We start from the raw sequence: 24,398 nt of genomic DNA, 5'->3' as shown, positions 1-24,398 counted from the left end.
AGCCTGACGATCAAAGATCGACCGCCAGGGATCCCCCTCGTTTATTTCTGCCCCCAAGCGTTCCCCTCGAAAGAACGCCAAAGGCGACTACTTGTTTGCGAGCCGGTTATCCCATTTCCCTCCCCCTCATGGAGAGGCCTGCGACACGCTAAAAACGCTCCTTTCGCTACAACCTTAAGGCGCATTCTTGAGGGCAAAAAACCCCCGCCCGTTCCGGAGACCGAAACGGCACAAAAAGCTCCATGACCTGAAAAAACGGACCTCGAAAGACCCGTCAGCAAGAAGGTGAATATCGTCGATACGATCATCGAGATAATCTGTGGACTGAGATCCGCACCCCTTGTTGAAATGCATTTAGGCAGGATCGTGGGAGAGATCAATGGCGTTTTTTCTGCAAAAACTCAGATCGGCCATTGACTCGCAAAGGCCGTTTTGCATCACCGACAGGGTGCGAAGCAGAATCGCTTATGAATCAATGAGATTCAATTTTGGCAATTTTTAAGAGCGGATTTTGGCAAAAAAATAAAAATCTTCTTGACTCAAAACTAGCTGCGACTTCCGTAGAGAAAGCCCCTGAGTTTTCCAGAGACCTCCAGCAAGTTATTGTTTTTACTGCAAATTTCCTGTCGTCCATCTGACATGCGTTTGTCACGTTACGGCAGCAATGGTTAACGGGCAGTTAGAATCACAAAAAGCCCGGTCAAAAGACCAGGCTTTTTGAATAATTATTTGTGATTAGCCGGATTAGGCGGAAAGAGCCTTAACGCGCTGTGCGAGACGCGACACCTTGCGGGATGCGGTGTTGCCGTGCAGAACGCCCCGGGTGGCGGCGCGCTGGATCTCGGGCTGAGCTGCCTTCAGAGCTTCGGTGGCGACTGCCAGATCACCGGAAGCGATGGCTTCCTCGACCTTGCGGATGAAGCCGCGAACGCGCGAACGGCGAGCCTTGTTGACTGCGGTACGGCGAGCGATCTTGCGGGTCGCCTTTTTCGCCGAAGTTGTATTGGCCATGTATGCCTCTCTTCGAATTCAAACCAAATTCCGCAACCATAGGATCGGGTCGTTAGAAGACCTCACGTAACCCAAGAATGCGGGAGTAATTTCGGACAAGCCGGATGGCTTTCCTTAACCGTGGGCGGGCATATACCGCTAAAGCTTACGCCCGTCAACGCGCAAAACGCTTAAAAGCGCCGATATTCCGAATCCTTAGCGATTCCGGAAAGCGGGTTTGCGCTTTTCCACGAAGGCGGCCATGCCCTCCTTCTGGTCCGCCGTGGCAAAGAGCGACTGGAACGAGCGTCTTTCAAATCTCAGACCTTCTGAAAGCGGCACCTCGAAGGAACGATTGACGCTTTCCTTGGCCATGAGCACGGAGGCACGCGACAGGGAAGCTATGCGGGTTGCGGCCTCAACCGCCTCGTCCATCAGATTTGCAGCCGGCACAACACGCGACACGAGACCGGCGCGCTCGGCTTCCGCTGCATCCATCATGCGGCCGGTCAGAACCAGGTCCATGGCCTTTGCCTTGCCGACTGCCCGTGTCAGCCGCTGCGAGCCGCCCATGCCGGGGATGACGCCGAGGGTGATTTCCGGCTGGCCGAACTTCGCCGTATCAGAAGCGATGATAAAATCGCACATCATCGCCAGTTCGCAGCCGCCGCCGAGCGCAAAACCGGAAACGGCGGCGATAACAGGCTTGCGGGTGGCCGCAACCTCGTCCCAGCCGCCGAGAAAATCGCCGACATAGGCATCGACGAAATCCAGCCCCTGCATTTCCTTGATGTCGGCGCCAGCAGCAAATGCCTTTTCCGAACCGGTAATAATGATCGCACCGATGGAATCATCGGCGGAAAACGAAGACAGAATGTGCCGCAGCTCTTTCAGAAGCACCGAATTGAGAGCGTTGAGCGCCTTGGGGCGGTTGAGGGTGATGACACCCACCTCATCGCGTTTCTCGACCAGTATCGTTTCATAGTCCACGGCAGTCTCCCCTTCTCCGTTACTCCGGCAGCATTACTTCTGGCAGGCGGCGCAATAAAAGGTCGAACGACCGGCCTGCACCACCCTTTCAACCGTACCCCCGCAGCCGGGTGTCCGGCAAGGCTGGCCTTCCTGATCGTAGACCGAAAAGGAATGCTGGAAATAACCGAGCGTTCCGTCCGTCTGTATATGGTCTCGTAATGAGGACCCGCCGGCGGCGATGGCGTCGGCGATGACATCGCGGATTTTCTCCGTCAGATCGACGAGTTGTGCTTTGGGCTTGCCACCTTTCGTTACCAGCGTTCCCGCGGCCCGCAAGGGCGAAAGATGCGCGCGCCACAGCGCCTCGCAGACATAGATATTGCCGAGGCCGGCGATGACCTTCTGGTCCAGCAGTGTGCTTTTCAGGGGCTGGCTTTTGCCCTCAAACCGGCTGGCCAGATATTCCGCGCTCAGCGCATTGCCTGTCGGCTCCGGGCCAAGCTCGGCAAAGGCCGGGTAAAGATCGAGCTTGTTGCGCTCCACCAGATGCATGAAGCCGAAGCGGCGCGGATCATTATAAATGACGCAGACGCGCTCTTCTCCTTGATCGAGATGAAAGACGACATGGTCGTGCTTGCCGTCCTTCGAGCGGGCGTGATGAAACGCGCCGGGCGTCTTGTCAGCCTCATCCGTTTCCGCCTCGATACGAAACGAACCGGACATGCCGAGATGGGAAACGATCGTCAGTCCGTCTTCCAGCTCGATGAGAAGATATTTCGCCCTTCGTCCGAGCGATATGATCGTCTTGCCCTCGATCAGCCCCGCGAAATCCTCCGGGAAAGGAAAGCGCAGATCCGGGCGGCCGAGATGCAGCCTGCGAATCCTTGCCCCTTCCATAGCAGGTGCAAGGCCACGTCTGACGGTTTCGACTTCTGGCAATTCTGGCATCTGGCTTATCCGACAGTTTATCGTTAGGACCATGTGGTCTATACAGTGCACGCGAAATGTCGCGCCCAGGCGATGCGGCAACAGATAGCGTTGCCATGGCGTTTCCGCTATGGTCCGCCACGCAATAAATATGGAGACAGACGATGACCGACGCCCGTACCACTGCCCAAGGCGGCATGGAAACGTCCTATGGCTTCCACAAGGTGGACGAAGGCAAAAAGCAGGGGCTGGTCAACGAGGTCTTCCATAAGGTGGCCAAGCGCTACGACATCATGAATGACGTAATGTCGGCTGGCCTGCACCGGCTGTGGAAGGACGCGATGGTCTCTTCGCTTTCGCCGCGCAAGGACCCGTCCTACAAGATTCTGGACGTTGCGGGCGGCACCGGCGATATCGCCTTCCGTATCATCGAAGCCTCCAACCGTCTGGCGCATGCCACCGTTCTCGATATCAACGGCTCGATGCTGGCCGTCGGCGAGGAGCGCGCGGCAAAAAAGAAGCTTTCCGACAATCTGACCTTCGTGGAGGCCAATGCCGAGGAGCTGCCCTTCGAGGCGAATAGTTTCGACGCCTATACGATCGCGTTTGGCATTCGCAATGTGCCACGCATCGATGTCGCGCTGAAAGAGGCACACCGTGTCTTGAAGCGTGGCGGGCGGCTGCTGGTGCTGGAATTTTCCGAAGTCGATATGCCGCTGCTTGACCGTGTTTATGACGCCTGGTCGTTCAACGCCATTCCGCAATTCGGCAAGATGATCACGGGTGATGCCGAGCCCTATCAATATCTGGTCGAATCGATCCGCAAATTCCCCAATCAGGAAGATTTCGCGACGATGATCCGCACCGCCGGCTTCTCCCGCGTGACCTACACCAATTACACCGGCGGCATCGCCGCCCTGCATTCCGGCTGGAAGCTTTAAGACCATGGCCGGTAAAAGCAGGAGACAAGCATAAGCATGAGTACTTTGGGCGCATATTTCCGCCTCGCGAGGGTTGGCTGGGTTCTCGTGCGCGAAGGCGTCGTGCTGGCCCTGCCGTCCGACGACCTGCCTGCTCCCGCCCAATTATTGAAAGCGCTGCTGAAGCCATTCGCCCGCAGCAAGGCGAAACGGGCGCAGCGCAGCGACCGGCTGGCGGTGGCTGTGGAGCGGCTCGGGCCCTCCTATGTGAAGATGGGTCAGTTTCTCGCCACCCGGCCGGATGTGGTGGGCGCCGACTTCGCCGACGATCTCGCAAGCCTTCAGGACCGCATGGCCTTTTTCCCGGCGGCTGCGGCGAAGGCCAATATCGAAGGCTCGCTCGGACGGTCGGTGTCTGAACTCTACAGGGAATTCGGCGATCCGATCGCCGCGGCTTCCATTGCCCAGGTGCACCCGGCAATGGTGGATACACCAAAAGGGCCGCGCAAGATGGCCGTCAAGGTCATCCGTCCCGGCGTGCGTCAGCGTTTCCAGAACGATCTGGAGGCGATGTATCTGATCGCCGACCTGCAGCAGCGTTTCGTCCGCTCCGCCCGCCGCCTGCGCCCCGTCGAGGTGACGCGCACGCTGGAGCAGACCACCAAGATCGAGATGGATCTGCGGCTAGAGGCCGCCGCCCTTTCCGAACTTGCCGAAAATACCAAGGACGATCCGGGTTTCCGTGTTCCGGAGGTGGATTGGGAGCGCACCGGTCGCGATGTCGTCACCATGGAATGGATCGACGGTGTCAAGATGTCGGATATCGAGGGCCTGAAGGCCGCCGGCCACGACCTGAACAAGCTCGCCGATACGCTGATCCAGTCCTTCCTGCGGCATACGCTGCGCGATGGCTTCTTCCACGCCGACATGCATCCCGGCAATCTCTTCGTGGATGCTGAGGGCGAGATCGTTGCCGTCGATATGGGCATTGCCGGACGCCTTGGCAAAAAGGAACGCCGCTTCCTTGCCGAAATCCTCTACGGCTTCATTACCCGCGACTATATGCGGGTGGCTGAGGTGCATTTCGAGGCCGGTTATGTGCCGGGCCACCACGACAAAGCCAGTTTCGCGCAGGCGATCCGCGCCATTGGAGAACCGATCCACGGCCAGCCGGCCGAGACGATCTCCATGGGCAAGTTGCTGACGCTGCTGTTCGAAGTGACCGAACTCTTCGACATGGAGACGCGGCCGGAACTCGTCATGCTGCAAAAGACCATGGTGGTGGTGGAAGGCGTGTCGCGCATGCTCAATCCGCGCTTCAACATGTGGAAGGCGGCCGACCCGGTCGTTGGCGGCTGGATCAGGGACAATCTCGGACCGAAACGTGTCGTCACCGACCTGAAGGATGGCGTGAAAGCCGCCCTCAAGCTTGCCGAGGCAGCACCGGAGATTGCCGCCAAGACGGAAAAACTGCATTCCGAATTGATGTATATGAGCGAGAACGGCCTGCGTTTTGATGCGCAGACGGCGGAAGCCATTGGCAAGGCGGAAGCGCGCCACACCAAATGGGGACGGGTCGCTCTCTGGGTCATTGCGCTGACGCTTCTCTATATTGCGATCAGGGTGAGCTGAGCATTTCGGCACCGCTATGTGCCATGTTTGTGTAATGCATTGGAGCGATAAGGGTCTGATCTCTAGCCAAGACAGGTGATTGGTGCGGGTAAGGGTTGCTCGGAAGCCTGCGCGGAAGTGCGCCGATGGTAGAGACGGATACGCCGGACAGGATTTGATTTTGATGGCAAAAGCGCAAGTACTAAAAGCAGCCCTTTCCTATACCTCCTGGCCACTGGTGTTCGTCGGCGGCCTCGTCGGGTCCTATTTCGCTTTTACGAGCAGTCATCCGATCGCAGCCTTTCTCGCCGTTTATGCGGGCGCGGTTCTCAGCCTGTTTCTCCTCGAGCGCTATATTCCCTATGAAGTCGAATGGCTTGAGGGGGATGGTGAGACCATCAACAGCATCGGTCACACGCTTCTGACGAAGGGGCTCGTACAACTCGCTGCCGCCGCCGCGGCGATCTTCCCGATGGTAGCCGCGAATGTTCTGCAGCCGCTGGCGGCGATGCGGTTCGACCTGTGGCCTTCCCATTTGCCAATGATTGTCCAGGTCGCGCTTGCGGTGGCGATTGCCGAATTCGGTCTCTACTGGGCCCACCGCATTGCGCATGAAACGGTATTCTTCTGGCGGTTCCATGCCCTGCATCACAGCGTCGTGCGGCTCTGGGTCGTCAATACCGGTCGGTTTCATGTGGCCGACTCCCTGTTCAAGATCGCGCTCAGCCAGATTCCGCTTTATTTCATGGGTGCGCCGCTTCAGGTTTTCTGGTGGCTGGGCGCCGTGACCGCCTTCATCGGTATTTTGACCCATTGCAATGTCGACATGAAAACGGGGCTGCTCGATTATATCTTCAGCACGCCGCGCCTGCACCGCTGGCACCATTCGAAGCAGCTTCCGGAAGGCAACACCAATTACGGCGAAAACCTCGTCATCTTCGATCTCATTTTCGGGTCCTACCACAACCCCGACCGGCCCTCTTCCACCGATATCGGCATCAAGGGCGAGATCGCAAAGGGGTTTGTGCCGCAGCTCCTGCAGCCCTTCACCAAAGAAGGCGTCCGCCAGATCATTGGCAAGGACAAGAAGGTCAACTGACCGTAAATTATAAACGGGGCGCGGTATCGATCACGATGCCGAGTTCGCCCCGCAGCTTTTTTGTCAGGCCGGCGGCGACAAGCTCGTAGGAACGGCGCACATAGTGCTCCAATTCCTCCTGTTCGAGCGGTGAATGATCGGCAATCGACACCCATTTGCGTTTCGCAAAATAGGGTGCCTGCGCGATGCCCTCGAGTGAGGTCAATATCTCGAAGCTCTCTTCCGAGCATTTCACCACCAGCCGCCAGTCCTCCCGCTCACCAAGCACGGCAAAGACCTTGTCGCCCACCTTGGCGACATGTGAATCCCATTGATCGACGAACCGGACGCCCGGCCATTCGCCAAGCACCCTGTCGAATGTCTTGCGATCGAACAGGCTCATGCGAGTTTCTCCGCGATCAGTGCCGCCAGACGTTTTGCGACTTCGGTCTTGTCGAGATCCGGCCAGGCCTCGACACCGTCAGCTGAAATGATTTTCACGCTGTTGCGGTCCCCGCCCATGATTCCGGTTTGCGCCGAGACATCGTTAGCGACGATATAATCCGCTCCCTTGCGTTCCAGCTTCGCCCGGCCGTTCTTCTCGATATCCTGCGTTTCGGCGGCAAAACCCACCACCAGCGTCGGACGCTTTTCATGATGGCCGACGGTTTTGAGAATATCGGGATTTTCCGTCAGCTGCAGCGCCAGCGGCGCATCGCCCGGCTGCTTCTTGATCTTCTGTTCCGATGAGCCCGTCACCCGCCAGTCGGCGACGGCGGCGACCATGACGGCGATATCCGCCGGCAGCCTCGAGATGACCGCATCGCGCATCTCCTCGGCGCGCTCGACATGCACCGTTTCAACACCTGCCGGATCCGCAATCGTGACGGGGCCGGAAACCAGCGTGACCTTTGCTCCCAGCTCCGCCAGAGCCGCCGCAATGGCGTGGCCCTGCTTGCCAGAGGAACGGTTGGCGATATAGCGCACGGGATCGATCGGCTCGTGCGTGGGGCCGGAGGTGACGATCGCCGTTTTGCCATTCAGGGGCTTTGGCCCCTCATCCAGCAATGCGGCGACGGCTTCGACGATCTGCAATGGTTCGGCCATACGGCCAAAACCAGCCTCGCCCTTCTCTGCCATTTCACCGACCATGGGTCCGATGAAAAACACCCCGTCTTTTTTCAGCGTTTCGACATTTCGTACCATCGGTTTGGCAGACCACATTTTCGGGTTCATCGCCGGAGCCACGAGCACCTTACGATCCGTCGCAAGAAGAATCGTGGAGGCAAGATCATCTGCCAGACCGTGCGCCATCTTCGCCATCAGATCGGCTGTGGCGGGAGCCACCAGCACGAGGTCGCAGTCGCGCGCCAGCCTGATATGGCCCACATCCTGTTCATCCTGTCGGGAAAAGAGCTCTGTGAAGACATGGGTGGCGGACAGTGCGCCGACGGCAAGCGGGGTGACGAATTCCTGCGCGCCCTTCGTCATCACTGGCGTCACCTTCGCGCCGCGCTCTTTCAGGCGGCGGATGAGATCAAGGCTCTTATAGGCCGCGATGCCGCCGGAGATGATGAGGAGAATATGTTTGCCTGAAAGCGTCATGATGCCGGACCAGTTTCCCGTTTCAGGGGAAACTAAGCCCTTGGCATTCAAAGTGCAATCCGGCTAATATCACGCCGCCTTGGCGACGTGATATTCCTTGATCGCGACCATCTTGATCGCCGGAAAACGCTCGGATTCGTAACGTAGCGAGAAGGCGTCCTGCGCCAGAAACACCGGATCGCCGTCCAGATCGCGAGCGATATCGCCGCGTTTGACGTTGAGGAACTTGTCCATTTCCGCCGGCTGATCGGAAGAAATCCAGCGGCAGACCGAAAAACGCGACATTTCGAAGGAGACCGGCAGGCCGTATTCGCCCATCAGGCGCTCCTTCAACACATCGAGCTGCAGCGCGCCGACGACGCCGACGATGGCGGGAGAGCCGTCTTCCGGCGAAAAGAGCTGCACAACGCCCTCTTCCGCCATCTGCTGCAGGGCTTCCTTCAGCTTCTTCGCCTTCATGGCGTCCTCAAGACGTACGCGCCGCAGGATTTCCGGCGAGAAGTTCGGAACGCCCTGGAAAACAAGATTTTCACCTTCGGTCAGCGTATCGCCGATGCGCAGCGTGCCGTGGTTCGGGATGCCCACCACGTCACCCGCAAAGGCGGTATCGGCCAGCTGGCGCTGCGAGGCGAAGAAGAATTGCGGCGCGGTCAGCCCCATCTGCTTGCCGGTGCGAGCAAGCCGCGCCTTCATGCCACGCTCCAGCTTGCCGGAGCAGATGCGGGCGAAAGCGATGCGGTCGCGGTGGTTCGGATCCATATTGGCCTGAATCTTGAAGACAAAGGCCGTCATTTTCTCTTCAGCCGCATGTACGGTGCGGGTATCCGCCACCTGATCGCGCGGCGGCGGCGCGAAATCGCCAAGCGCATTGATGAGGTCACGCACACCGAAATTGCGCAGCGCCGAACCGAAGAACACCGGCGTCATGTGGCCTTCGAGAAACGCCTGACGATCGAAAGGACGGCAGGCTTCCAGCGCAAGCTCCGTTTCCTCGACAAAAAGCTGCCGTTCATTTTCCGGCAGGCGATCGGCAACCGCCTGCGGGCCGTTGACCGGCAGTCCGTCAACCTGGGTATCGTTGCCGCGGAAGGTATTTTCGGCGAGATTATAGGCACCACAGAAGGTTTTGGCGCGACCGACCGGCCAAGTGATGGGCGCGGTATCGAGCGCGAGCTTCTCCTCGACCTCATCCAGAATCTCGAAGGGGTCGCGGCTTTCGCGGTCCATCTTGTTGATGAAGGTGATGATCGGAATATCGCGCATACGGCAGACTTCGAAGAGCTTCAGCGTGCGCGGCTCGATACCCTTGGCGGCGTCAATGACCATGATTGCCGCATCCACCGCCGTCAGCGTGCGATAGGTGTCGTCGGCAAAGTCCTCGTGGCCGGGCGTATCAAGAATATTGAAGACCCGGTCGTTATATTCGAAGGTCATGACCGAGGTGACGACCGAAATGCCGCGCTCGCGCTCGATCTTCATCCAGTCCGAACGGGTCTGGATGCGGTCCTTCTTTGCCTTCACTTCACCGGCAAGCTGGATCGCTCCGCCGAACAGCAGCAGTTTTTCGGTAAGCGTGGTCTTACCCGCGTCCGGGTGCGCGATAATAGCAAAGGTGCGGCGGCGGGAGACCGCCTCGGCAAGTGTTTCGGCCATCTGACAAATCCTGTGGAATTGCGGGCTATCTAGCGTTTCAGGCCCGCATTTGCAATTGACCTTGCCGCGATCTCGGCAAACTAATGCCGCATGACCGTTCAAAATGACAATAGCCCCCTTCTCCGGCTCGTCCGTCTCGCCAATGGCGCAGACCTCGAATTGCCGTCCTACGAAACCCGTGGCGCCGCCGGCATGGACCTGCGCGCTGCCGTGCCCACCGGTGAACCGCTTACCCTGCAACCGGGTGAACGCGCGCTGGTCCCGACCGGTTTCATCTTCGAGGTTCCGCAAGGCTACGAGGCACAAATCCGCCCCCGCTCCGGCCTCGCCATCAAGAACGGCATCACCTGCCTCAACTCTCCCGGCACGGTGGACAGCGATTATCGCGGCGAAGTGAAAGTCATTCTCGCCAATCTGGGTCAGGACGTTTTTGTCATCGAACGCGGTATGCGCATCGCGCAAATGGTGATTGCGCCGGTAACCCAGGTTATCGTGAGCGAGGTGACGGAAACCTCCCAGACGGCGCGAGGCGCCGGCGGTTTCGGCTCCACCGGCGTTTAGCCACACCGCTTGGCCGGCAAGCTGTGCGGCCCGCTTTATCAGACCCCCGTCCTGCCGTTCCGACAGGACGGGGGGATGTGACCAATTGTCTTTGCCCGGCGATTTCGCTATGGATCTGGCGGATTTTCCGGGAAACACGATCATGACGCTGACGACCCTTTTCGCCTATGCAACAGCCCTCTTCATCGCCGCCGCCATTCCCGGCCCCGGCATGACGGCGATCGTGGCGCGGGCGCTGGGATCAGGCTTTCGGGAAACCTTCTTCATGGGCCTCGGACTGGTGCTGGGCGACATGATTTACCTGACCGGCGTGATACTGGGCCTCGCCTTCGTTGCGCAAACCTTTCAGGAAGCCTTCATGGTGCTGAAATTCGCGGGCGCTGCCTATCTCCTCTATATCGCCTGGAAGCTTTGGACCGCCGGCCTGCTGCCACAGGAACTCAAGGCCAAGAAAAGCACCAGCATGCCGATGTCCTTTCTCTCCGGCCTGCTGATCACGCTCGGCAATCCGAAAACCATGCTGTTTTATGTGGCGCTGGTGCCGACGCTGATCGATATCCGCATGATCGGCCCTTCGGAATATGCGACACTTCTCGCCATCACCTTCGTCGTGCTGATGGCGGTTCTCCTGCCTTATATCCTGCTTGCGGCCAAGGCGCGTAACCTCCTGAAAAGGCCGAGCGCCTTGGCGATCCTCAACCGCACGGCGGCGGGCATTCTGGCGGGAACGGCGACCATGATCGCGATCCGCAGCACGTAAAACAAATTCGTGCATTTATGCGATTTATCGTGAAATTATTCCTGTAATTCAGGGATATTAGGACGAACGTTCGCTAGCTTGAGAAAGCTATTGCTCCTATTCTGCCGCTCAAATCTTGCGGTCTTTACACAGGAGAATATCATGCCCGAAGCCAGAAAGCCCGGACGCGGACGCGTCTATTCCTCTATTACGGAAACAATCGGCGATACGCCGATCGTGCGGCTCGACAAGCTGGCGAAGGAGAAGGGCGTGAAGGCCAACCTTCTCGCCAAGCTCGAATTTTTCAATCCCATCGCTTCCGTGAAGGACCGCATCGGCGTCGCCATGATCGAAGCTCTGGAAGCGCAGGGCAAGATCACCCCCGGCAAGACCACGCTGGTGGAGCCGACCTCGGGCAACACGGGTATTGCCCTCGCCTTTGCCGCCGCCGCGAAGGGCTACAAGCTGATCCTGACCATGCCTGAAACCATGTCGGTTGAACGCCGGAAAATGCTGGCCCTGCTCGGCGCCGAACTGGTGTTGACCGAAGGTCCGAAGGGCATGAAGGGCGCCATCGCCAAGGCGCAGGAACTGGCCGAGACCCTGCCTGACGCGATCATTCCGCAGCAGTTCGAAAACCCTGCCAATCCCGATATTCACCGCAGGACGACGGCGGAAGAAATCTGGAACGACACCGAAGGCACGGTCGATATTCTCGTCTCGGGCATCGGTACCGGCGGCACCATCACCGGCACGGGCCAGGTGCTGAAATCGCGCAAGCCTGAAGTGAAGGTGATTGCCGTCGAGCCCGCCGACAGCCCGGTTCTTTCCGGCGGCAACCCCGGCCCGCACAAGATTCAGGGCATAGGCGCCGGTTTTGCCCCGGCCATCCTCGACACCGGCATTTATGACGAGATCGTCACCGTCACCAATGACGAGGCTTTCGAAATCGCACGTCTGGCGGCGAGGCTGGAAGGCGTGCCTGTCGGCATCTCCTCGGGTGCGGCGCTGGCGGCGGCCATCAAGGTTGGTGCGCGTGAGGAAAATGCCGGCAAGAACATCGTCGTCATCATTCCTTCCTTTGCGGAACGCTACCTTTCGACGGCGCTTTTCGAAGGCCTTGGGCTTTAAGCCAGGCTTTCAAGCGCAGTGCGATCCCGCATCCGATTAGCGAATATCCCGATGTGCCGCCGGCCCCGCTGGCGGCACAATGGTTTTTAGGCAAAGCACAAAGGGCGACCTTTTACGCCGCCGCCGTAAGCCTTTCCCCTGCGATACGATAGGACACAGCTTCCGCCACATGGATGCGGCCAACCGTCTGCTTGCCATCCAGATCGGCCAGGGTGCGGGCAACCTTGAGAATGCGATGATAACCGCGCGCGGAAAACTTCAGCCGCTCGGCGGCATCGCGCAGCAATTGCAGCCCGGACGCATCCGGCTCGGCATATTTTTCTATCAGGGTCGTCGTGCAGCGAGCGTTCGTGCGAATGGCGGCAAATCCCGCCGCCGCGTAGCGTTCCTGCTGCGCAAGGCGTGCCCGGGCGACCCGGGCGGCCACCACCGCACTCGGCTCGGCCACCACAGGACGAATGAGATCGGCGGCAGAGACAGCGGGAACGTCGATGCGGATATCGATACGGTCTAGCAACGGTCCGGAAATGCGAGCCTGATAATCGGTTACACAGCGCTGGCCTCGGGCGCAGTTGAAACCCGGCTCTCCCGCCATGCCGCACCTGCAGGGGTTCATGGCCGCAACGAGTTGGATTTCTGCCGGATAGCTGACGCGGTGATTGGCTCGCGCAATTATGCATTCGCCCGTTTCCAGCGGCTGGCGAAGCGCATCCAGCACCTGCGGCGAAAATTCCGGGAACTCATCCAGAAAAAGAACGCCGTGATGGGCAAGCGAAGCTTCGCCCGGTTTGGCGCGCAGCCCTCCGCCGATCAGCGCCGCCATGGTGGCGGAATGGTGCGGCGTGCGGAAAGGCCTGCGGTCCGACAGCTTGCCACCCGACAATTGGCCGGCGATGGAATGGACCATGGACACTTCCAGCAACTCCGCCACTTCCAGCGGCGGCAGGATGGAAGGCAAGCGGGCTGCGAGCATGGATTTACCCGAGCCGGGTGGGCCGACCATCAGCAGATTATGGCCGCCAGCGGCGGCCACCTCAAGCGCGCGCCGGGCACTCTCCTGTCCCTTGATGTCAGCTAAATCAGGCAGATTAACCGGATTGGCGCGGATGGCGGGCGTCGGGCGCGCGAGAAGCTGTGTGCCGCGAAAATGATTGGCGAGTGCAATGAGACTGCGCGGGGCGAGAATATCGATGCCGGCTCCGGCCCAGGCCGCTTCCGGCCCGCTTTCAGCCGGGCAGATCAGCCCCTTGCCGAGTGCATTGGCGCCGATAGCCGCCGGCAGGGCGCCCGAAACCGTACCGATGGTGCCATCAAGATTGAGTTCGCCGAGAACCACATAACGTCCCAGCATGTCTGCCGGTATCGCCCCCAAGGCAGCCATGAGGCCAAGCGCAATGGGAAGATCAAAATGCGATCCTTCCTTGGGCAAATCCGCAGGCGCGAGATTGACGGTGACTTTTTTCGCCGGCAGCGCCAGACCCGAAGCATGCAGGGCGGCCTGCACCCTCTCGCGGCTTTCGGCCACCGCCTTGTCTGGCAGGCCGACAATCTGGATGCCGACCTTTCCGGGTGCGACCATGACCTGCACCTCGACGGGCACACCCTCTATGCCCTGAAATGCAACCGTATTGACCCTTGCCACCATGGCCTGCCCCGCAAACCGGCCGCATCACCAGAGCTTCATGCCCTGTTGCGGCCACCCGCAAGCAACGTGCCACAGGGCAAAGAATAAAACAAGAACATCCAGCGAACAATTTCCCGCTGACGATGTATTTTAGTTGCATCTAGTTGCGCTCATGGAACAAAGCTGGATCGGCAGCAGGTCGCGTCAGAAATCCTGAGCTTCGCGCTTTTTCTCGATCGCGTCCCACAAAAGGCTTGCGACATCGGCACCGCCGAATTTGCGCACTTCACGAATGCCGGTCGGCGAGGTGACATTGATTTCTGTCATATAGTCGCCAATCACGTCGATGCCGACGAAGAGGAAACCGCGCTCGCGCAAGGCCGGACCGATGCGGCGGCAGATTTCCTTCTCGCGCGCCGTCAGTTCCGTCGGTTCCGGCCGTCCGCCGGCATGCATGTTGGAGCGGGCATCGTTTTCCGCCGGTACGCGGTTGATTGCGCCCACGGGTTCGCCATCCACCAGGAGGATGCGCTTGTCGCCCTTTCGGACGTCAGGCAGATATTGCTGGGCGATGTAAGGCTCGCGGAACATCTGGCCGAACATCTCCAGCAGCGAGGAGAAATTGCGGTCGTCGCGCGCGGAATGGAAGACGCCTGCGCCGCCATTGCCATAAAGCGGCTTCAGAATGATATCGCCCATTTCATTGCGGAAGCGGGCGATTTCCTCCACGTCCTTGGTGATCAACGTCTTCGGCATCAGATCGGCGAATTCGGTGACGAAAATCTTTTCCGGCGAGTTACGGACCCAGGCGGGATCGTTGACGACAAGCGTTTTCGGATGAATGCGTTCCAGCAGATGGGTCGAGGTGATGTAAGCCATGTCGAAGGGCGGATCCTGACGCAGATGGATGACATCCATGGTCGAGAGATCGACACGCTCCGGCTCCGACAGGGAGAAATGGTCGCCCTTGATGTCGCGCAGTTCCATCTGCTCCACCGTGGCGTAAATCTTGCCATCGCGCATGGAAAGGCGCTCAGGCGTATAATGGAACAGCCGGTATCCGCGTGCCTGCGCCTCGAGGCTCATGGCGAAGGTGGAGTCACCGGCGATATTGATGCCGGAGACATGATCCATCTGGATCGCGACGTTCTTGATCTTCGCCATGCGCATGTTCCTCTTGCAGCATGCGGACGCTTTCCCCGGCCCGCCGTGCCCATTGCCTCGTCTTTTCAAGCTTCCCTGCAGTACCGGGAGAAACCCAGAAATACTTCAGAAAACCCTGAAGATGTAGGGCAGCGACCATTCAAAGGCAACTGCTGCAAGCGGTGGTTAGTGTGAGTTTTATTGAACCTTCACAATTCCGTTGGCGGCGCCGCACCGGCCCCGCCCATCGGAAGGTTTTATGGGTTCAGGCCGCCAGCTTATAGGAACGGCCGGCAAACAGCTTGTTCTTGACCCGATAGGCGAGAGCCAGCGCCTTGGGGAACGGGCGACGCATGAAAGCGACCTTGCGGACATAATCATCCACCCGCCAGGTGGCCCATGTTCCCGCAGGGAAATAGGCGACATCGCCGACCCGCAGGATGCTGATGGAACCATCTTCCGCGGTTACATGCACTTCGCCTTCCAGAATATAGACGGTTTCATCCCAGCCGAAGAACCAGCGGAATTCCCCCGCCGTGCAATCCCACATGGCGGTGCTGGAAGCACGGTCGCCGCTTCTGGAGTGATCCGCCGCGCGCGCCTGGGGGTTACCGGAAATGACCCAGTCCGGATTGATGGGGGCCGGCTGAAGCCGCAGATCGGTGCAGGATGCGCTGACGACAGCCTCGTCTTTTGACCGACGCAAATAGGCCGGCAATATCGGCATTGTGCGGACCGCCATGGTTGCCGCGGCAGCGAACATCATTTTGAAGGACATATTAGAAAACCCCCGTGAAATATTGGAGGTCTTCTATCATCGGGATCGTAACAAAGCGGTTTTGACAATCGGCGCAATTTTAGTCATCGCGCCGATTTCTGCGATGCGCTCAGGCCGTCGCCATCTGCGCGGGCTGCGCCGCCAGCTGCTCCGCTTTGCCGGCAATGCGCTTGCCGGTTTCGCTGGAGAAGAAATGCAGTTTTTCCGGCGCGATCGTCACGGAGAGCGCGGACGGAACCTCGACATCCGGCGGGAACGCAACTGTCAGGCTCTGGTCGCCGATCATGCCGTGGATGAGACGCTGCGAACCCAGTTCCTCGATATAATCGACCCGAAGCGGGAAGCCCTGTTCACCTGCCGCAGCGAGGCGGAAATCTTCCGCCCGCATGCCCACCGTTATCGGGCCGGAGGTGGGTGCAAAACCGTCGAGCGCAAAGAGCGCCGGACCGACGGCAAGGCTATCGCCATGCAACTCGGCGTTCAGCAGGTTCATGGCGGGAGAGCCGATGAAGCTGGCGACAAAGGTGGAGGCGGGCGTGTGGTAGACATCAAGCGGCGCGCCGATCTGTTCGATACGGCCGCCATTCAGCACAACAAGACGATCGGCCAGCGTCATGGCCTCCAGCTGATCGTGGGTGACGTAAATAGAGGTGGTGCCGAGACGCTTTTGCAGGCGCTTGATCTCGCCGCGCATGGAAACGCGCAGCTTGGCATCGAGGTTGGACAGGGGCTCGTCGAACAGGAAAGCCGCCGGTTTGCGCACGATGGCGCGACCCATGGCGACACGCTGCCGCTGGCCACCGGAAAGGGCGCGCGGCTTGCGCTCCAGATAGGGTTCAAGCTGCAGCATACGCGCGGCTTCGGCCACGCGCGCATCGATTTCCGCCTTCGGCGTCTTGCGGTTCTTCAACCCGTATTCCAGGTTCTCGCGCACCGACATATGCGGGTAAAGCGCGTAGTTCTGGAACACCATGGCAATATCCCGATCGGCGGGATCGGTCTGGTTGACCACCCGGTCGCCGATCTTCACCGTGCCTTCGGAGATGTCCTCGAGCCCGGCGACCATGCGCAGCAGCGTGGACTTGCCGCAGCCGGAGGGGCCGACGAGCACGATGAACTCGCCGTCCCTGATGTCGATATCGACGTGATGCACGGCGCGCACGCCGCCATGATAGTCTTTGCAGACCTGACTGATTTCTATCGCGGCCATTTCGGTTTCCTTATTTGTCGCTTTCGGTGAGGCCCTTGATGAACCAGCGCTGGAAGATCACGACGATCATCACAGGCGGCAGCATGGCCAGAACGGCAAGCGCGAAAGCTTCGTTGTAATCGGGAATTTGCGAACCGACCCAGACCTGCAGGATCGACTTGATGCCACGCATCAGGGTGAAGAATTTTTCGTCATTCGTCATCAGCATCGGCCAGAGATACTGGTTCCAACCGTAGACGAACATGATGATGAAGATCGCCGCCATCATGGTACGGGAAAGCGGGATGATCACATCGATAAAGAACTTGACCGGACCCGCACCGTCTATGCGGGCGGCTTCCAGCAATTCCTCCGGAATGGATTTGAAGAACTGCCGGAAATAGAAGGTTCCGGTCGCAGACGCCAGAAGCGGCACGATGAGGCCGGTGTAGGAATTCAGTAGACCGAGTTTGCTCATGACCTCATAGGAGGGCATGATGCGCACTTCCAGCGGAAGGAGCAGCGTGGTGAAAATGATCCAGAAGGCGAGCGTTGCAAAACGGAAGCGGAAATAGACAATCGCATAGGCGGCCGTCATCGACAGGACGATCTTGCCGACAGCAAAACCGATGCCGAGGATCAGCGAATTCAGCACCATGTTGAGGCCCGTCACCTGTCCGGTGAAACCACCCTTCTGGGTCAGGACCTTTTCGTAGGTCTCGATGAAATTGTCGCCGGGAACGATCGCCAGACCGCTGCGGTGGATTTCCGCCGCCGTGTGTGTGGACGTCATGAAGGCAACGATAACAGGCAGGATCAGAAACAGCGCGCCAATGATCAGCACCAGATGATCGAGGGGTTTTGTCTTGTACATTGGTTTTCCCTCAATTGTAGTGGATGCGCTTTTCGATGAAGCGGAACTGGATGATGGTGAGAACAAAGACGACCAGCATCAGGATGACGGACTGGGCCGAAGAGCCGCCGATATCATTGCCGCGGAAACCGTCCAGAAACACCTTGTAGACCAGCGTAATCGGGTTGTTGGCGGCCTTGTCCTTCACCATCACGTCGATGACGCCGAATGTGTCGAAGAGCGCGTAGGTGATGTTGATGATCAGCAGGAAGAAGGCCGTGGGCGCCAGAAGCGGCATGATCACCGTCCAGAACCGGCGAAAGCCCGAGCGGCAATCGATGGAGGCGGCTTCCCGCACGGAGACCGGAACGCCCTGGAGACCCGAAAGGAAGAAGATGAAGTTGTAGGGAATCTGCTTCCAGACCGCGACGACGATCATGGCGAAGGCCGTATCGAAATAATTGAGGCCGACCTTCATGTCCCAGCCGAGAAACGCCGCCATCTTCACGAAGGGGCCGATATGCTGATCGAAGAACATCATGCCGATGAGACCCGCGACAGGCGGCGCGATGGCGTAGACGGAAATCAGCACCGTCTTGTATGTCGAACTGCCGCGAATGACCGCATCAGCCTTGACCGCAAGCAGAAGGCCGAGCGCCAACGAAAAGAAGGTTACCAACACGGTGAAAACAACCGTGAATTTGGCGATGCCGAGATATTCCGGGCTGAATATCGCATCCGAATAATTGGCGAAGCCCACGAAGGACGCGCCGAATCCGAAAGGGTCTTCGATAAAAAAGGAAGATTGCACGGCCTGAACGGACGGCCAATAGAAGAAGATGAAGATCACCGCAAGCTGCGGCGCCAGAAACAGATATGGCACGAAGGACGAGGAGAACTGCACGCGCTTCATGCCGGCTTCAGCAGCCTTCGGCGGTTTTCCGGGCTTTGCGGACCGGCCGGAAAATCGGCTCGGTTGTGAGGATGTATAGGCCACGTTTTCGCTTCCTTATCCAAGAGCGAGCCTCCCTTCCGGCGGAAAGGAGGCTCGACAACTATCGTTGGTTTAAAACGGGCCGATTAGCCGGCCGTCTTGGCGAAACGGGCGAGAATGTCGTTGCCTTCCTTCTCGATGATCTCGAAAGCAGCCTTCGGCGTGACTTCGCCGGAGAAGATGCGGTTATATTCGCGTTCCATGACGGCGCGGATCTGCGGATAGAAACCGAAGCGGTAGCCCTTCGACCATTCGCCGCCCGGCAGCGACAGCTGCTGGATACCGACTTCCGCAACCGGCTTTTCCTTGTAGTAGCCTTCAGCCTTGGCCTTTTCGTAAGCGGCCTTGGTGATGGCGACGTAACCGGTTGCCTTGTGGTAGAAGACCTGGATTTCCGGCGAGGTCAGGAACTGGAAGAAGTCAGCCACGCACTTATTTTCGGCTTCAGACTTGCCCGACATTGCAAAGAGAGCTGCACCGCCGATGAAGGAGTTGGTGCCGGCGCCCTTGATGGAGCCCCAGTAGGGAAGGAAGGTTGCCGAGAACGGCATGGTCGCCGTCTTCTGCAGGCCGCCGAAGGAGCCCGAAGAACCGATCCAGAAAGCGACTTTGCCTTCTTCGAACGGCTTCTGGTTGTCGTTCCAGCCGGCACCATAATAGGCGAACAGGCCCTTGTCCTTCCAGTCCTTCAGCTTGTCGAACATCATGACGAGGTTCGGGTCGGTGACCTTGAGCTTGGTGTCAGTGACGCTGTCGTAACCATTGTTGTTGGTGGCGAACTGGATGTTGTTACGGGAGAAGAAGTTCTCCGTGAACTGCCAGGTCAGCTGCGACTGAACGAGCGGAATGTAACCGGCTTCCTTCAGCTTCGGCGCAACCTTCTCGAACTCTTCCCAGGTCTTCGGGGCTTCGACGCCGGCCTTCTTCAGGGCTTCGTCGTTGACATACATGATGGGAGCGGAGGAGTTGAACGGCATGCCGACAAACTTGCCGTCAGCGGCAGCGTAGAAATAACGCACGCCATTGATGAAGGCGTCGCGGTCGAACTTGTAGCCGGCCTTATTGATGAGGTCTTCGGCAGGAATGACAGCGCCCTTGGCGTTGATGATGGTGGCAGCGCCAGCGTCAAAAACCTGGAGGATGTTCGGCTGTTCGCCCGAACGGAAAGCAGCGATGCCGCTGGCCAGCGCTTCTTCATAGGAGCCCTTGGAAACCGGCGTCAGAGCGCATTCCTTCTGGGCTTCGTTGAACTTCTGCGAAACTTCGTTGATGACTTCGCCGTTACGGCCGCCCATGCCATGCCACCAGGTGATGTTGGTAGCAGCCATGGAAGACGTCGCCGAAATGCTGACGGCCACTGCGGCCATGGAAATCTTCTTCAACATTACTAAATCCTCTCCACCATTTATTGGGGTGAGGATGCGAATAGAGGCGTTCGATGACGCCTCTTTGACAGTTCCATGTCAGATTTATTACAGCAGCTGGCGAAATTCTCAGTCGGCTATACGCTTTATGGGCCGAGCCGGATTTCCCACCACCGTCACGCCCGGCGGCACATTGCGCGTCACCACCGAACCGGCGCCGACAATCGCGCCGTCACAAATGGTGATGCCCGCCAGAAGGATCGCTCCGCCGCCGATCCAGACATCTCGCCCGATCGTCACAGGCTTCGCGATTTCAATGCCTTGCGCCCGCGGCACCGGGTCCAGATGGTGTTCCGCACAATAAATCTGCACAGCAGGCCCGAGCATCGCGCCATCGGCTATCGCGACCTTCGCGGAATCGAGAATGGTGCAGCCGGCATTGAGATAAACATTTTTGCCCAGCGTAATGTTGAAACCGTAAGCGCAATGAAACGGCGCTTCAAGAAATGCGCCTTCCCCGACAGAATTAAAGAGGGTGCGCAGCAGCGGTGCAATCGCCCCGCGCTCATCCGGCGGCATCGTATTGTGCTGGTGGACGGCCTTTCGTGCCCGCCAGCGCAATATATCCAGCTCCGTATCCATGCAGCTGTACCATTCGCCCGCGGCCATTTTTTCCCGTTCGGTGGACATTGTTTCCCTCCCCTCAAAAGGCGTCGATGAAATGCTGCGGCAGGCGATGCGGCAGGACCGCGACAATATCGAAACGCAGTGAAAACCGCGCGGCATCCTTGCGGCGGGCGAGCCAGAGATCGGCGGCCGCCCGGATGCGCTGCTGCGAATGGAAGCCGACAGCATCAACCGCACCGGCTCCTGAGGACCGCGCCTTGACCTCGATGATGGCAACGAGGTCCTTCTTGCGGGCGATGAGGTCTATTTCCCCCAGCCGGGTGCGATAACGAATGGCGAGGATGCGATATCCCTTCAGCAGCAGATAAAGTGCCGCCCAATATTCCGCAGCATGGCCGCGTCGTTCGGCTTTGCGCCTTTCATTGCTTCGCCCGTCAGCGGCCATCCGTTTCCTTCATATCCAGCAGCCTTTGATAAAGCTCCTTGCGCGGCAGGCCCGTCAGCTTCGCCGCTTCACCCGCGGCCTTGGCGGCCGACATGGTGGCGACGAGATCCTTCAGAAGCTTCTCGACATCCTCGATATCGGGTATCTCATCATAGGAGGGCGGCTCCACCAGAAGCACGATCTCGCCCTTCACCACCCGGTCGCCATCATAATAATCCGCAAGCTCGCCGAGCGTGCCACGCCGGAATTCCTCGAAAGTCTTGGTCAGTTCACGGCAGACCACGGCGCGGCGGTCGCGGCCGAGCACCTCCGACGCGACTTTGACGGAAGCACCGATACGATGCGGCGATTCAAAGAAGATCAGGGTTGCGGGGATTTTCGCCAGCGCGGCAAAACGGTCGCGCTTGCCGCGATCTTTCACAGGCAGAAAGCCTGCAAACAGGAAGGCGTCACTCGGCATGCCCGAGCCGACGAGGGCGGCAAGCGGCGCAGAAGCGCCCGGCACCGGCACGACGCGATGCCCGGCTTCAAGCGCCAGTTGACCGAGGCGATAACCGGGATCGGAAACCAGCGGCGTTCCGGCATCCGATACCAGCGCCACGGATTTTCCGGCCTCGAGAGCTGCGATGAGCTTCGGTCCCGCTTCGTTGGCATTGTGCTCGTGATAGGAGAGCGGGCGGGTGCGGATACCGTAACGTTCGAGCAGGATGCGGGTGACGCGGGTATCCTCGCAGGCGAGAACATCGGCCGAGGCCAGCGTTTCCAGCGCACGAATGGTGATATCACCGAGATTGCCGATGGGCGTGGCCACGAGATAAAGGGCGGGCTCCAGCGGTCGTGCCGCAATGGTGGCCGTGCCGATCCTGAAGCTCTTCTTGTCTCTGTTGTCGCTGTTCGATATTTCTTCCGTCACACGGCTTCCAATCATTCTGGCCGATCATTCCCGGCCGGTCGCTCCGGTTTTCCCTCTTTATGGGCAATAGAAAACCGGCGAACAAGCTCCATGGATGGTTCAAGCCTGTGGATCATGCTGTATAGCAGCAAAATGAGCGGCGGCAGACGCACTCGGCTCTTGCATTTTCTGCAATAACTCTGCCATTTTGCCCGTCCACATTGTCCGGCTTTGCGGCCGGTGAAGACTCTTCTTGCCGATCCGGCGGTGGCCGGTTCGCAACGGTTGAAAGCGGTAGCGTCCATGCGTATTACTCTTGAGCGGTCGAACCTTCTGAAATCGCTGAACCACGTCCACCGGGTTGTCGAGCGTCGCAACACGATCCCGATCCTGTCCAACGTCCTCCTGCGCGCATCCGGCGCCAATCTGGACATGAAGGCGACCGACCTCGATCTCGAAATCACCGAAGCGACCCCGGCCATGGTGGAGCAGGCGGGCGCCACCACCGTGCCGGCGCACCTGCTTTATGAAATCGTGCGCAAGCTGCCTGACGGTTCCGAGGTGCTTCTGGCGACCAACCCGGACGGCTCCTCGATGACCGTTGCCTCCGGCCGCTCGAAGTTCTCGCTGCAATGCCTTCCGGAGACGGATTTCCCCGACCTGACCGCCGGCACCTTCAGCCACACCTTCAAACTGAAGGCGACCGACCTGAAGATGCTGATCGACCGGACGCAGTTTGCGATTTCGACCGAAGAGACGCGTTATTACCTGAACGGCATTTTCTTCCACACCATTGAAAGCAATGGCGACCTGAAGCTGCGCGCCGTCGCCACCGACGGTCACCGTCTGGCGCGCGCCGATGTGGATGCGCCCTCCGGTTCCGAAGGCATGCCTGGCATCATCATTCCGCGCAAGACCGTCGGCGAGCTGCAGAAGCTGATGGACAATCCGGAACTGGAAGTCACCGTCGAAGTCTCGGATGCGAAAATCCGCCTGACCATCGGTTCGGTCGTTCTGACCTCGAAGCTGATCGACGGCACCTTCCCCGATTACCAGCGCGTGATCCCGACCGGCAATGACAAGGAAATGCGCGTCGATTGCCAGACTTTCGCGCAGGCTGTCGACCGCGTCTCGACCATTTCTTCCGAGCGCGGCCGCGCCGTCAAGCTCGCGCTCACCAATGGCCAGCTGACGCTGACCGTCAACAACCCGGATTCGGGCAGTGCGACGGAAGAAGTGGCCGTCGGTTATGACAACGATTCGATGGAAATCGGCTTCAATGCCAAATATCTCCTCGACATCACCTCGCAGCTTTCCGGTGAAGACGCGATTTTCCTGCTGGCCGACGCCGGCTCGCCGACGCTGGTTCGCGACACCGCTGGCGATGATGCGCTTTATGTTCTGATGCCGATGCGCGTTTGAAAACGCGCATTTCTCATCAGTTTCATCAAGAACGCCGGGGAACTGCTTCACCGGCGTTTTTTTGATTCGGCCGAAGAAGTTTCACGTCGGAAGCGAATTTTTCCAGTTACGACATTTTGCCTTGTTTTTGCGCCAAATGGGATCAACAGTACGTAACAGTTTTTTGATAATGACCAAAAGCATCTGAGGGAACTATGGCACTTAACCTGAAGCAACGGCTTGAGCAGAAATTTGAGGAAGAAATCCGCTTTTTCAAGGGCATGGTCAGCCAGCCGAAAAAAGTCGGGGCCATTGTGCCGACATCGTCCATCACGGCGAAAAAAATGGCGAGTGTCATCAATCCCCATTCCGGCCTGCCGGTTCTAGAACTCGGCCCGGGCACGGGTGTCATCACCAAGGCCATTCTGGCGCGCGGCATCAAGCCGGAGAACCTGACCGCCATCGAATATTCGACCGATTTCTACAATCAGCTGCTCAGGAGCTATCCGGGCGTCAATTTCATCAATGGCGACGCCTTCGATCTCGATGCGACGCTTGGCGAGCACAAGGGCCAGATGTTCGACAGCGTCGTCTCCGCCGTGCCGATGCTGAATTTCCCCATGGCCGCCCGTATCAAGCTTCTTGACGAATTGCTGAAGCGCGTGCCCCACGGCCGTCCCGTCGTGCAGATATCCTACGGTCCGATCTCCCCGATCGTCGCGCAGCCGCACCTCTATCATATCCGCCATTTCGATTTTATCGTGCGCAATATTCCGCCGGCGCAATTGTGGACCTATACGCGGGCCTGATTGCTCGACAGGATAGGCAAGGCCGTCATTTCCCGGTCGCGACGAATGGTTAGGGTGTTGATTTGCCCTTTCCATCGCCTTTGAGGACCGAT

At 58.9% G+C, this 24,398-nt stretch carries 24 protein-coding genes; 8 read left to right on the top strand and 16 right to left on the bottom strand.

Features of this window, described 5'->3' with window-relative positions; all coding sequences use genetic code 11:
* Positions 1–744 precede the first annotated feature (744 nt).
* The 3 genes from rpsT to mutM all read right to left on the bottom strand — a co-directional run bounded on the left by rpsT (position 745) and on the right by mutM (position 2,910).
* A complete protein-coding gene (gene rpsT / locus MRBLRC7O_RS13980; RefSeq protein WP_003493474.1) occupies positions 745–1,011 on the bottom strand; it encodes a 30S ribosomal protein S20 in 267 nt (88 codons plus the stop codon).
* Between the two features lie 195 nt (positions 1,012–1,206).
* The gene (locus MRBLRC7O_RS13975) at positions 1,207–1,980 is read right to left on the bottom strand and encodes an enoyl-CoA hydratase (protein WP_003503804.1); all 774 of its coding nucleotides are present in this window, start codon (positions 1,978–1,980) and stop codon (positions 1,207–1,209) included.
* A gap of 33 nt (positions 1,981–2,013) precedes the next feature.
* The gene (gene mutM / locus MRBLRC7O_RS13970) at positions 2,014–2,910 is read right to left on the bottom strand and encodes a bifunctional DNA-formamidopyrimidine glycosylase/DNA-(apurinic or apyrimidinic site) lyase (protein WP_003503806.1); all 897 of its coding nucleotides are present in this window, start codon (positions 2,908–2,910) and stop codon (positions 2,014–2,016) included.
* A 143-nt stretch (positions 2,911–3,053) separates the two neighbouring features.
* Between mutM and ubiE the strand changes: the two genes are divergently transcribed.
* The 3 genes from ubiE to olsE all read left to right on the top strand — a co-directional run bounded on the left by ubiE (position 3,054) and on the right by olsE (position 6,519).
* Positions 3,054–3,830 carry a bifunctional demethylmenaquinone methyltransferase/2-methoxy-6-polyprenyl-1,4-benzoquinol methylase UbiE gene (gene ubiE / locus MRBLRC7O_RS13965; RefSeq protein WP_003503808.1) on the top strand — a complete coding sequence of 259 codons (777 nt, stop codon included), beginning with the start codon at positions 3,054–3,056 and terminating at the stop codon, positions 3,828–3,830.
* Between the two features lie 36 nt (positions 3,831–3,866).
* On the top strand, positions 3,867–5,441 hold the full coding sequence (ubiB, locus tag MRBLRC7O_RS13960; protein WP_060722821.1) for a 2-polyprenylphenol 6-hydroxylase: 1,575 nt from the start codon (positions 3,867–3,869) through the stop codon (positions 5,439–5,441).
* Positions 5,442–5,604: 163 nt separating this feature from the next.
* A complete protein-coding gene (gene olsE / locus MRBLRC7O_RS13955; RefSeq protein ID WP_080865759.1) occupies positions 5,605–6,519 on the top strand; it encodes an ornithine lipid hydroxylase OlsE in 915 nt (304 codons plus the stop codon).
* Positions 6,520–6,526: 7 nt separating this feature from the next.
* Here olsE and MRBLRC7O_RS13950 read toward each other — a convergent pair whose 3' ends face one another.
* From MRBLRC7O_RS13950 to MRBLRC7O_RS13940, 3 genes are all read right to left on the bottom strand, one after another.
* A complete protein-coding gene (locus MRBLRC7O_RS13950; RefSeq protein ID WP_003503813.1) occupies positions 6,527–6,901 on the bottom strand; it encodes an MmcQ/YjbR family DNA-binding protein in 375 nt (124 codons plus the stop codon).
* The gene (gene coaBC, locus MRBLRC7O_RS13945) at positions 6,898–8,103 is read right to left on the bottom strand and encodes a bifunctional phosphopantothenoylcysteine decarboxylase/phosphopantothenate--cysteine ligase CoaBC (protein ID WP_020811189.1); all 1,206 of its coding nucleotides are present in this window, start codon (positions 8,101–8,103) and stop codon (positions 6,898–6,900) included. The genes MRBLRC7O_RS13950 and coaBC overlap by 4 nt, the downstream gene beginning before the upstream one ends.
* A 69-nt stretch (positions 8,104–8,172) precedes the next feature.
* A complete protein-coding gene (locus tag MRBLRC7O_RS13940) occupies positions 8,173–9,756 on the bottom strand; it encodes a peptide chain release factor 3 (RefSeq protein WP_003503817.1) in 1,584 nt (527 codons plus the stop codon).
* A 90-nt stretch (positions 9,757–9,846) separates the two neighbouring features.
* Between MRBLRC7O_RS13940 and dut the strand changes: the two genes are divergently transcribed.
* From dut to cysK, 3 genes are all read left to right on the top strand, one after another.
* Positions 9,847–10,317 carry a dUTP diphosphatase gene (gene dut / locus MRBLRC7O_RS13935; protein ID WP_020812296.1) on the top strand — a complete coding sequence of 157 codons (471 nt, stop codon included), beginning with the start codon at positions 9,847–9,849 and terminating at the stop codon, positions 10,315–10,317.
* A gap of 142 nt (positions 10,318–10,459) precedes the next feature.
* The gene (locus MRBLRC7O_RS13930; protein WP_080866513.1) at positions 10,460–11,077 is read left to right on the top strand and encodes a LysE family translocator; all 618 of its coding nucleotides are present in this window, start codon (positions 10,460–10,462) and stop codon (positions 11,075–11,077) included.
* A 141-nt stretch (positions 11,078–11,218) separates the two neighbouring features.
* A complete protein-coding gene (cysK, locus tag MRBLRC7O_RS13925; protein ID WP_080865757.1) occupies positions 11,219–12,187 on the top strand; it encodes a cysteine synthase A in 969 nt (322 codons plus the stop codon).
* Between the two features lie 112 nt (positions 12,188–12,299).
* Here the strand turns inward: cysK and MRBLRC7O_RS13920 are convergent, their stop codons facing one another.
* The 10 genes from MRBLRC7O_RS13920 to rsmI form a co-directional block, all read right to left on the bottom strand.
* Positions 12,300–13,832, bottom strand: a complete 1,533-nt coding sequence (locus MRBLRC7O_RS13920) for a YifB family Mg chelatase-like AAA ATPase (protein ID WP_080865755.1) — start codon at positions 13,830–13,832, stop codon at positions 12,300–12,302.
* Between the two features lie 183 nt (positions 13,833–14,015).
* On the bottom strand, positions 14,016–14,975 hold the full coding sequence (gene gshB, locus MRBLRC7O_RS13915) for a glutathione synthase (RefSeq protein ID WP_003503823.1): 960 nt from the start codon (positions 14,973–14,975) through the stop codon (positions 14,016–14,018).
* Positions 14,976–15,219: 244 nt separating this feature from the next.
* Complete coding sequence (locus MRBLRC7O_RS13910) at positions 15,220–15,732, bottom strand: cupin domain-containing protein (protein WP_080865754.1); 513 nt, start codon at positions 15,730–15,732, stop codon at positions 15,220–15,222.
* Positions 15,733–15,841: 109 nt separating this feature from the next.
* Entirely contained in the window at positions 15,842–16,942 is a 1,101-nt protein-coding gene (locus tag MRBLRC7O_RS13905; RefSeq protein ID WP_003503827.1) for a sn-glycerol-3-phosphate import ATP-binding protein UgpC, read from the bottom strand.
* Between the two features lie 10 nt (positions 16,943–16,952).
* Entirely contained in the window at positions 16,953–17,795 is an 843-nt protein-coding gene (ugpE, locus tag MRBLRC7O_RS13900; RefSeq protein ID WP_003503828.1) for a sn-glycerol-3-phosphate ABC transporter permease UgpE, read from the bottom strand.
* 10 nt (positions 17,796–17,805) lie between these two features.
* A complete protein-coding gene (locus tag MRBLRC7O_RS13895; RefSeq protein WP_003503830.1) occupies positions 17,806–18,771 on the bottom strand; it encodes an ABC transporter permease in 966 nt (321 codons plus the stop codon).
* An 83-nt stretch (positions 18,772–18,854) separates the two neighbouring features.
* Positions 18,855–20,153, bottom strand: a complete 1,299-nt coding sequence (locus MRBLRC7O_RS13890) for an extracellular solute-binding protein (protein WP_003503832.1) — start codon at positions 20,151–20,153, stop codon at positions 18,855–18,857.
* A gap of 108 nt (positions 20,154–20,261) precedes the next feature.
* Complete coding sequence (locus MRBLRC7O_RS13885) at positions 20,262–20,822, bottom strand: sugar O-acetyltransferase (RefSeq protein WP_003503835.1); 561 nt, start codon at positions 20,820–20,822, stop codon at positions 20,262–20,264.
* A 13-nt stretch (positions 20,823–20,835) separates the two neighbouring features.
* Positions 20,836–21,204 carry a YraN family protein gene (locus MRBLRC7O_RS13880; RefSeq protein ID WP_003503837.1) on the bottom strand — a complete coding sequence of 123 codons (369 nt, stop codon included), beginning with the start codon at positions 21,202–21,204 and terminating at the stop codon, positions 20,836–20,838.
* The gene (gene rsmI, locus MRBLRC7O_RS13875; RefSeq protein WP_003503840.1) at positions 21,194–22,132 is read right to left on the bottom strand and encodes a 16S rRNA (cytidine(1402)-2'-O)-methyltransferase; all 939 of its coding nucleotides are present in this window, start codon (positions 22,130–22,132) and stop codon (positions 21,194–21,196) included. Before rsmI ends, MRBLRC7O_RS13880 begins: the two co-directional genes overlap by 11 nt.
* Before the next feature lie 267 nt (positions 22,133–22,399).
* Here rsmI and dnaN point away from each other — a divergent pair, with 267 nt between their 5' ends.
* Positions 22,400–23,518: a DNA polymerase III subunit beta gene (dnaN, locus tag MRBLRC7O_RS13870; RefSeq protein ID WP_003503841.1), complete on the top strand. Its 1,119-nt coding sequence runs from the start codon at positions 22,400–22,402 to the stop codon at positions 23,516–23,518.
* Between the two features lie 194 nt (positions 23,519–23,712).
* The gene (pmtA, locus tag MRBLRC7O_RS13865; RefSeq protein ID WP_003503844.1) at positions 23,713–24,306 is read left to right on the top strand and encodes a phospholipid N-methyltransferase PmtA; all 594 of its coding nucleotides are present in this window, start codon (positions 23,713–23,715) and stop codon (positions 24,304–24,306) included.
* Positions 24,307–24,398: the final 92 nt, after the last annotated feature.

Origin of the sequence: Agrobacterium radiobacter, from assembly GCF_040801995.1 — a bacterium.
In the GTDB taxonomy this organism is placed as follows: domain Bacteria; phylum Pseudomonadota; class Alphaproteobacteria; order Rhizobiales; family Rhizobiaceae; genus Agrobacterium; species Agrobacterium radiobacter.
Note: the sequence above shows the minus strand (reverse complement) of the source record. Positions and strands in the feature narration are given on the sequence as shown.

What these genes read in the sequence shown, in the direction of transcription:
- olsE (WP_080865759.1), top strand. Translation starts at nt 5,605, where the DNA reads ATGGCAAAAGCGCAAGTACTAAAAGCAGCCCTTTCCTATACCTCCTGG.
- MRBLRC7O_RS13940 (WP_003503817.1), bottom strand. Translation starts at nt 9,756, where the DNA reads ATGGCCGAAACACTTGCCGAGGCGGTCTCCCGCCGCCGCACCTTTGCT.
- MRBLRC7O_RS13920 (WP_080865755.1), bottom strand. Translation starts at nt 13,832, where the DNA reads ATGGTGGCAAGGGTCAATACGGTTGCATTTCAGGGCATAGAGGGTGTG.
- MRBLRC7O_RS13890 (WP_003503832.1), bottom strand. Translation starts at nt 20,153, where the DNA reads ATGTTGAAGAAGATTTCCATGGCCGCAGTGGCCGTCAGCATTTCGGCG.
- cysK (WP_080865757.1), top strand. Translation starts at nt 11,219, where the DNA reads ATGCCCGAAGCCAGAAAGCCCGGACGCGGACGCGTCTATTCCTCTATT.
- gshB (WP_003503823.1), bottom strand. Translation starts at nt 14,975, where the DNA reads ATGGCGAAGATCAAGAACGTCGCGATCCAGATGGATCATGTCTCCGGC.
- MRBLRC7O_RS13910 (WP_080865754.1), bottom strand. Translation starts at nt 15,732, where the DNA reads ATGTCCTTCAAAATGATGTTCGCTGCCGCGGCAACCATGGCGGTCCGC.
- ubiB (WP_060722821.1), top strand. Translation starts at nt 3,867, where the DNA reads ATGAGTACTTTGGGCGCATATTTCCGCCTCGCGAGGGTTGGCTGGGTT.
- dut (WP_020812296.1), top strand. Translation starts at nt 9,847, where the DNA reads ATGACCGTTCAAAATGACAATAGCCCCCTTCTCCGGCTCGTCCGTCTC.
- coaBC (WP_020811189.1), bottom strand. Translation starts at nt 8,103, where the DNA reads ATGACGCTTTCAGGCAAACATATTCTCCTCATCATCTCCGGCGGCATC.
- MRBLRC7O_RS13880 (WP_003503837.1), bottom strand. Translation starts at nt 21,204, where the DNA reads ATGGCCGCTGACGGGCGAAGCAATGAAAGGCGCAAAGCCGAACGACGC.
- MRBLRC7O_RS13930 (WP_080866513.1), top strand. Translation starts at nt 10,460, where the DNA reads ATGACGCTGACGACCCTTTTCGCCTATGCAACAGCCCTCTTCATCGCC.
- MRBLRC7O_RS13885 (WP_003503835.1), bottom strand. Translation starts at nt 20,822, where the DNA reads ATGTCCACCGAACGGGAAAAAATGGCCGCGGGCGAATGGTACAGCTGC.
- dnaN (WP_003503841.1), top strand. Translation starts at nt 22,400, where the DNA reads ATGCGTATTACTCTTGAGCGGTCGAACCTTCTGAAATCGCTGAACCAC.
- MRBLRC7O_RS13950 (WP_003503813.1), bottom strand. Translation starts at nt 6,901, where the DNA reads ATGAGCCTGTTCGATCGCAAGACATTCGACAGGGTGCTTGGCGAATGG.
- MRBLRC7O_RS13905 (WP_003503827.1), bottom strand. Translation starts at nt 16,942, where the DNA reads ATGGCCGCGATAGAAATCAGTCAGGTCTGCAAAGACTATCATGGCGGC.
- rsmI (WP_003503840.1), bottom strand. Translation starts at nt 22,132, where the DNA reads ATGATTGGAAGCCGTGTGACGGAAGAAATATCGAACAGCGACAACAGA.
- ugpE (WP_003503828.1), bottom strand. Translation starts at nt 17,795, where the DNA reads ATGTACAAGACAAAACCCCTCGATCATCTGGTGCTGATCATTGGCGCG.
- mutM (WP_003503806.1), bottom strand. Translation starts at nt 2,910, where the DNA reads ATGCCAGAATTGCCAGAAGTCGAAACCGTCAGACGTGGCCTTGCACCT.
- rpsT (WP_003493474.1), bottom strand. Translation starts at nt 1,011, where the DNA reads ATGGCCAATACAACTTCGGCGAAAAAGGCGACCCGCAAGATCGCTCGC.
- ubiE (WP_003503808.1), top strand. Translation starts at nt 3,054, where the DNA reads ATGACCGACGCCCGTACCACTGCCCAAGGCGGCATGGAAACGTCCTAT.
- pmtA (WP_003503844.1), top strand. Translation starts at nt 23,713, where the DNA reads ATGGCACTTAACCTGAAGCAACGGCTTGAGCAGAAATTTGAGGAAGAA.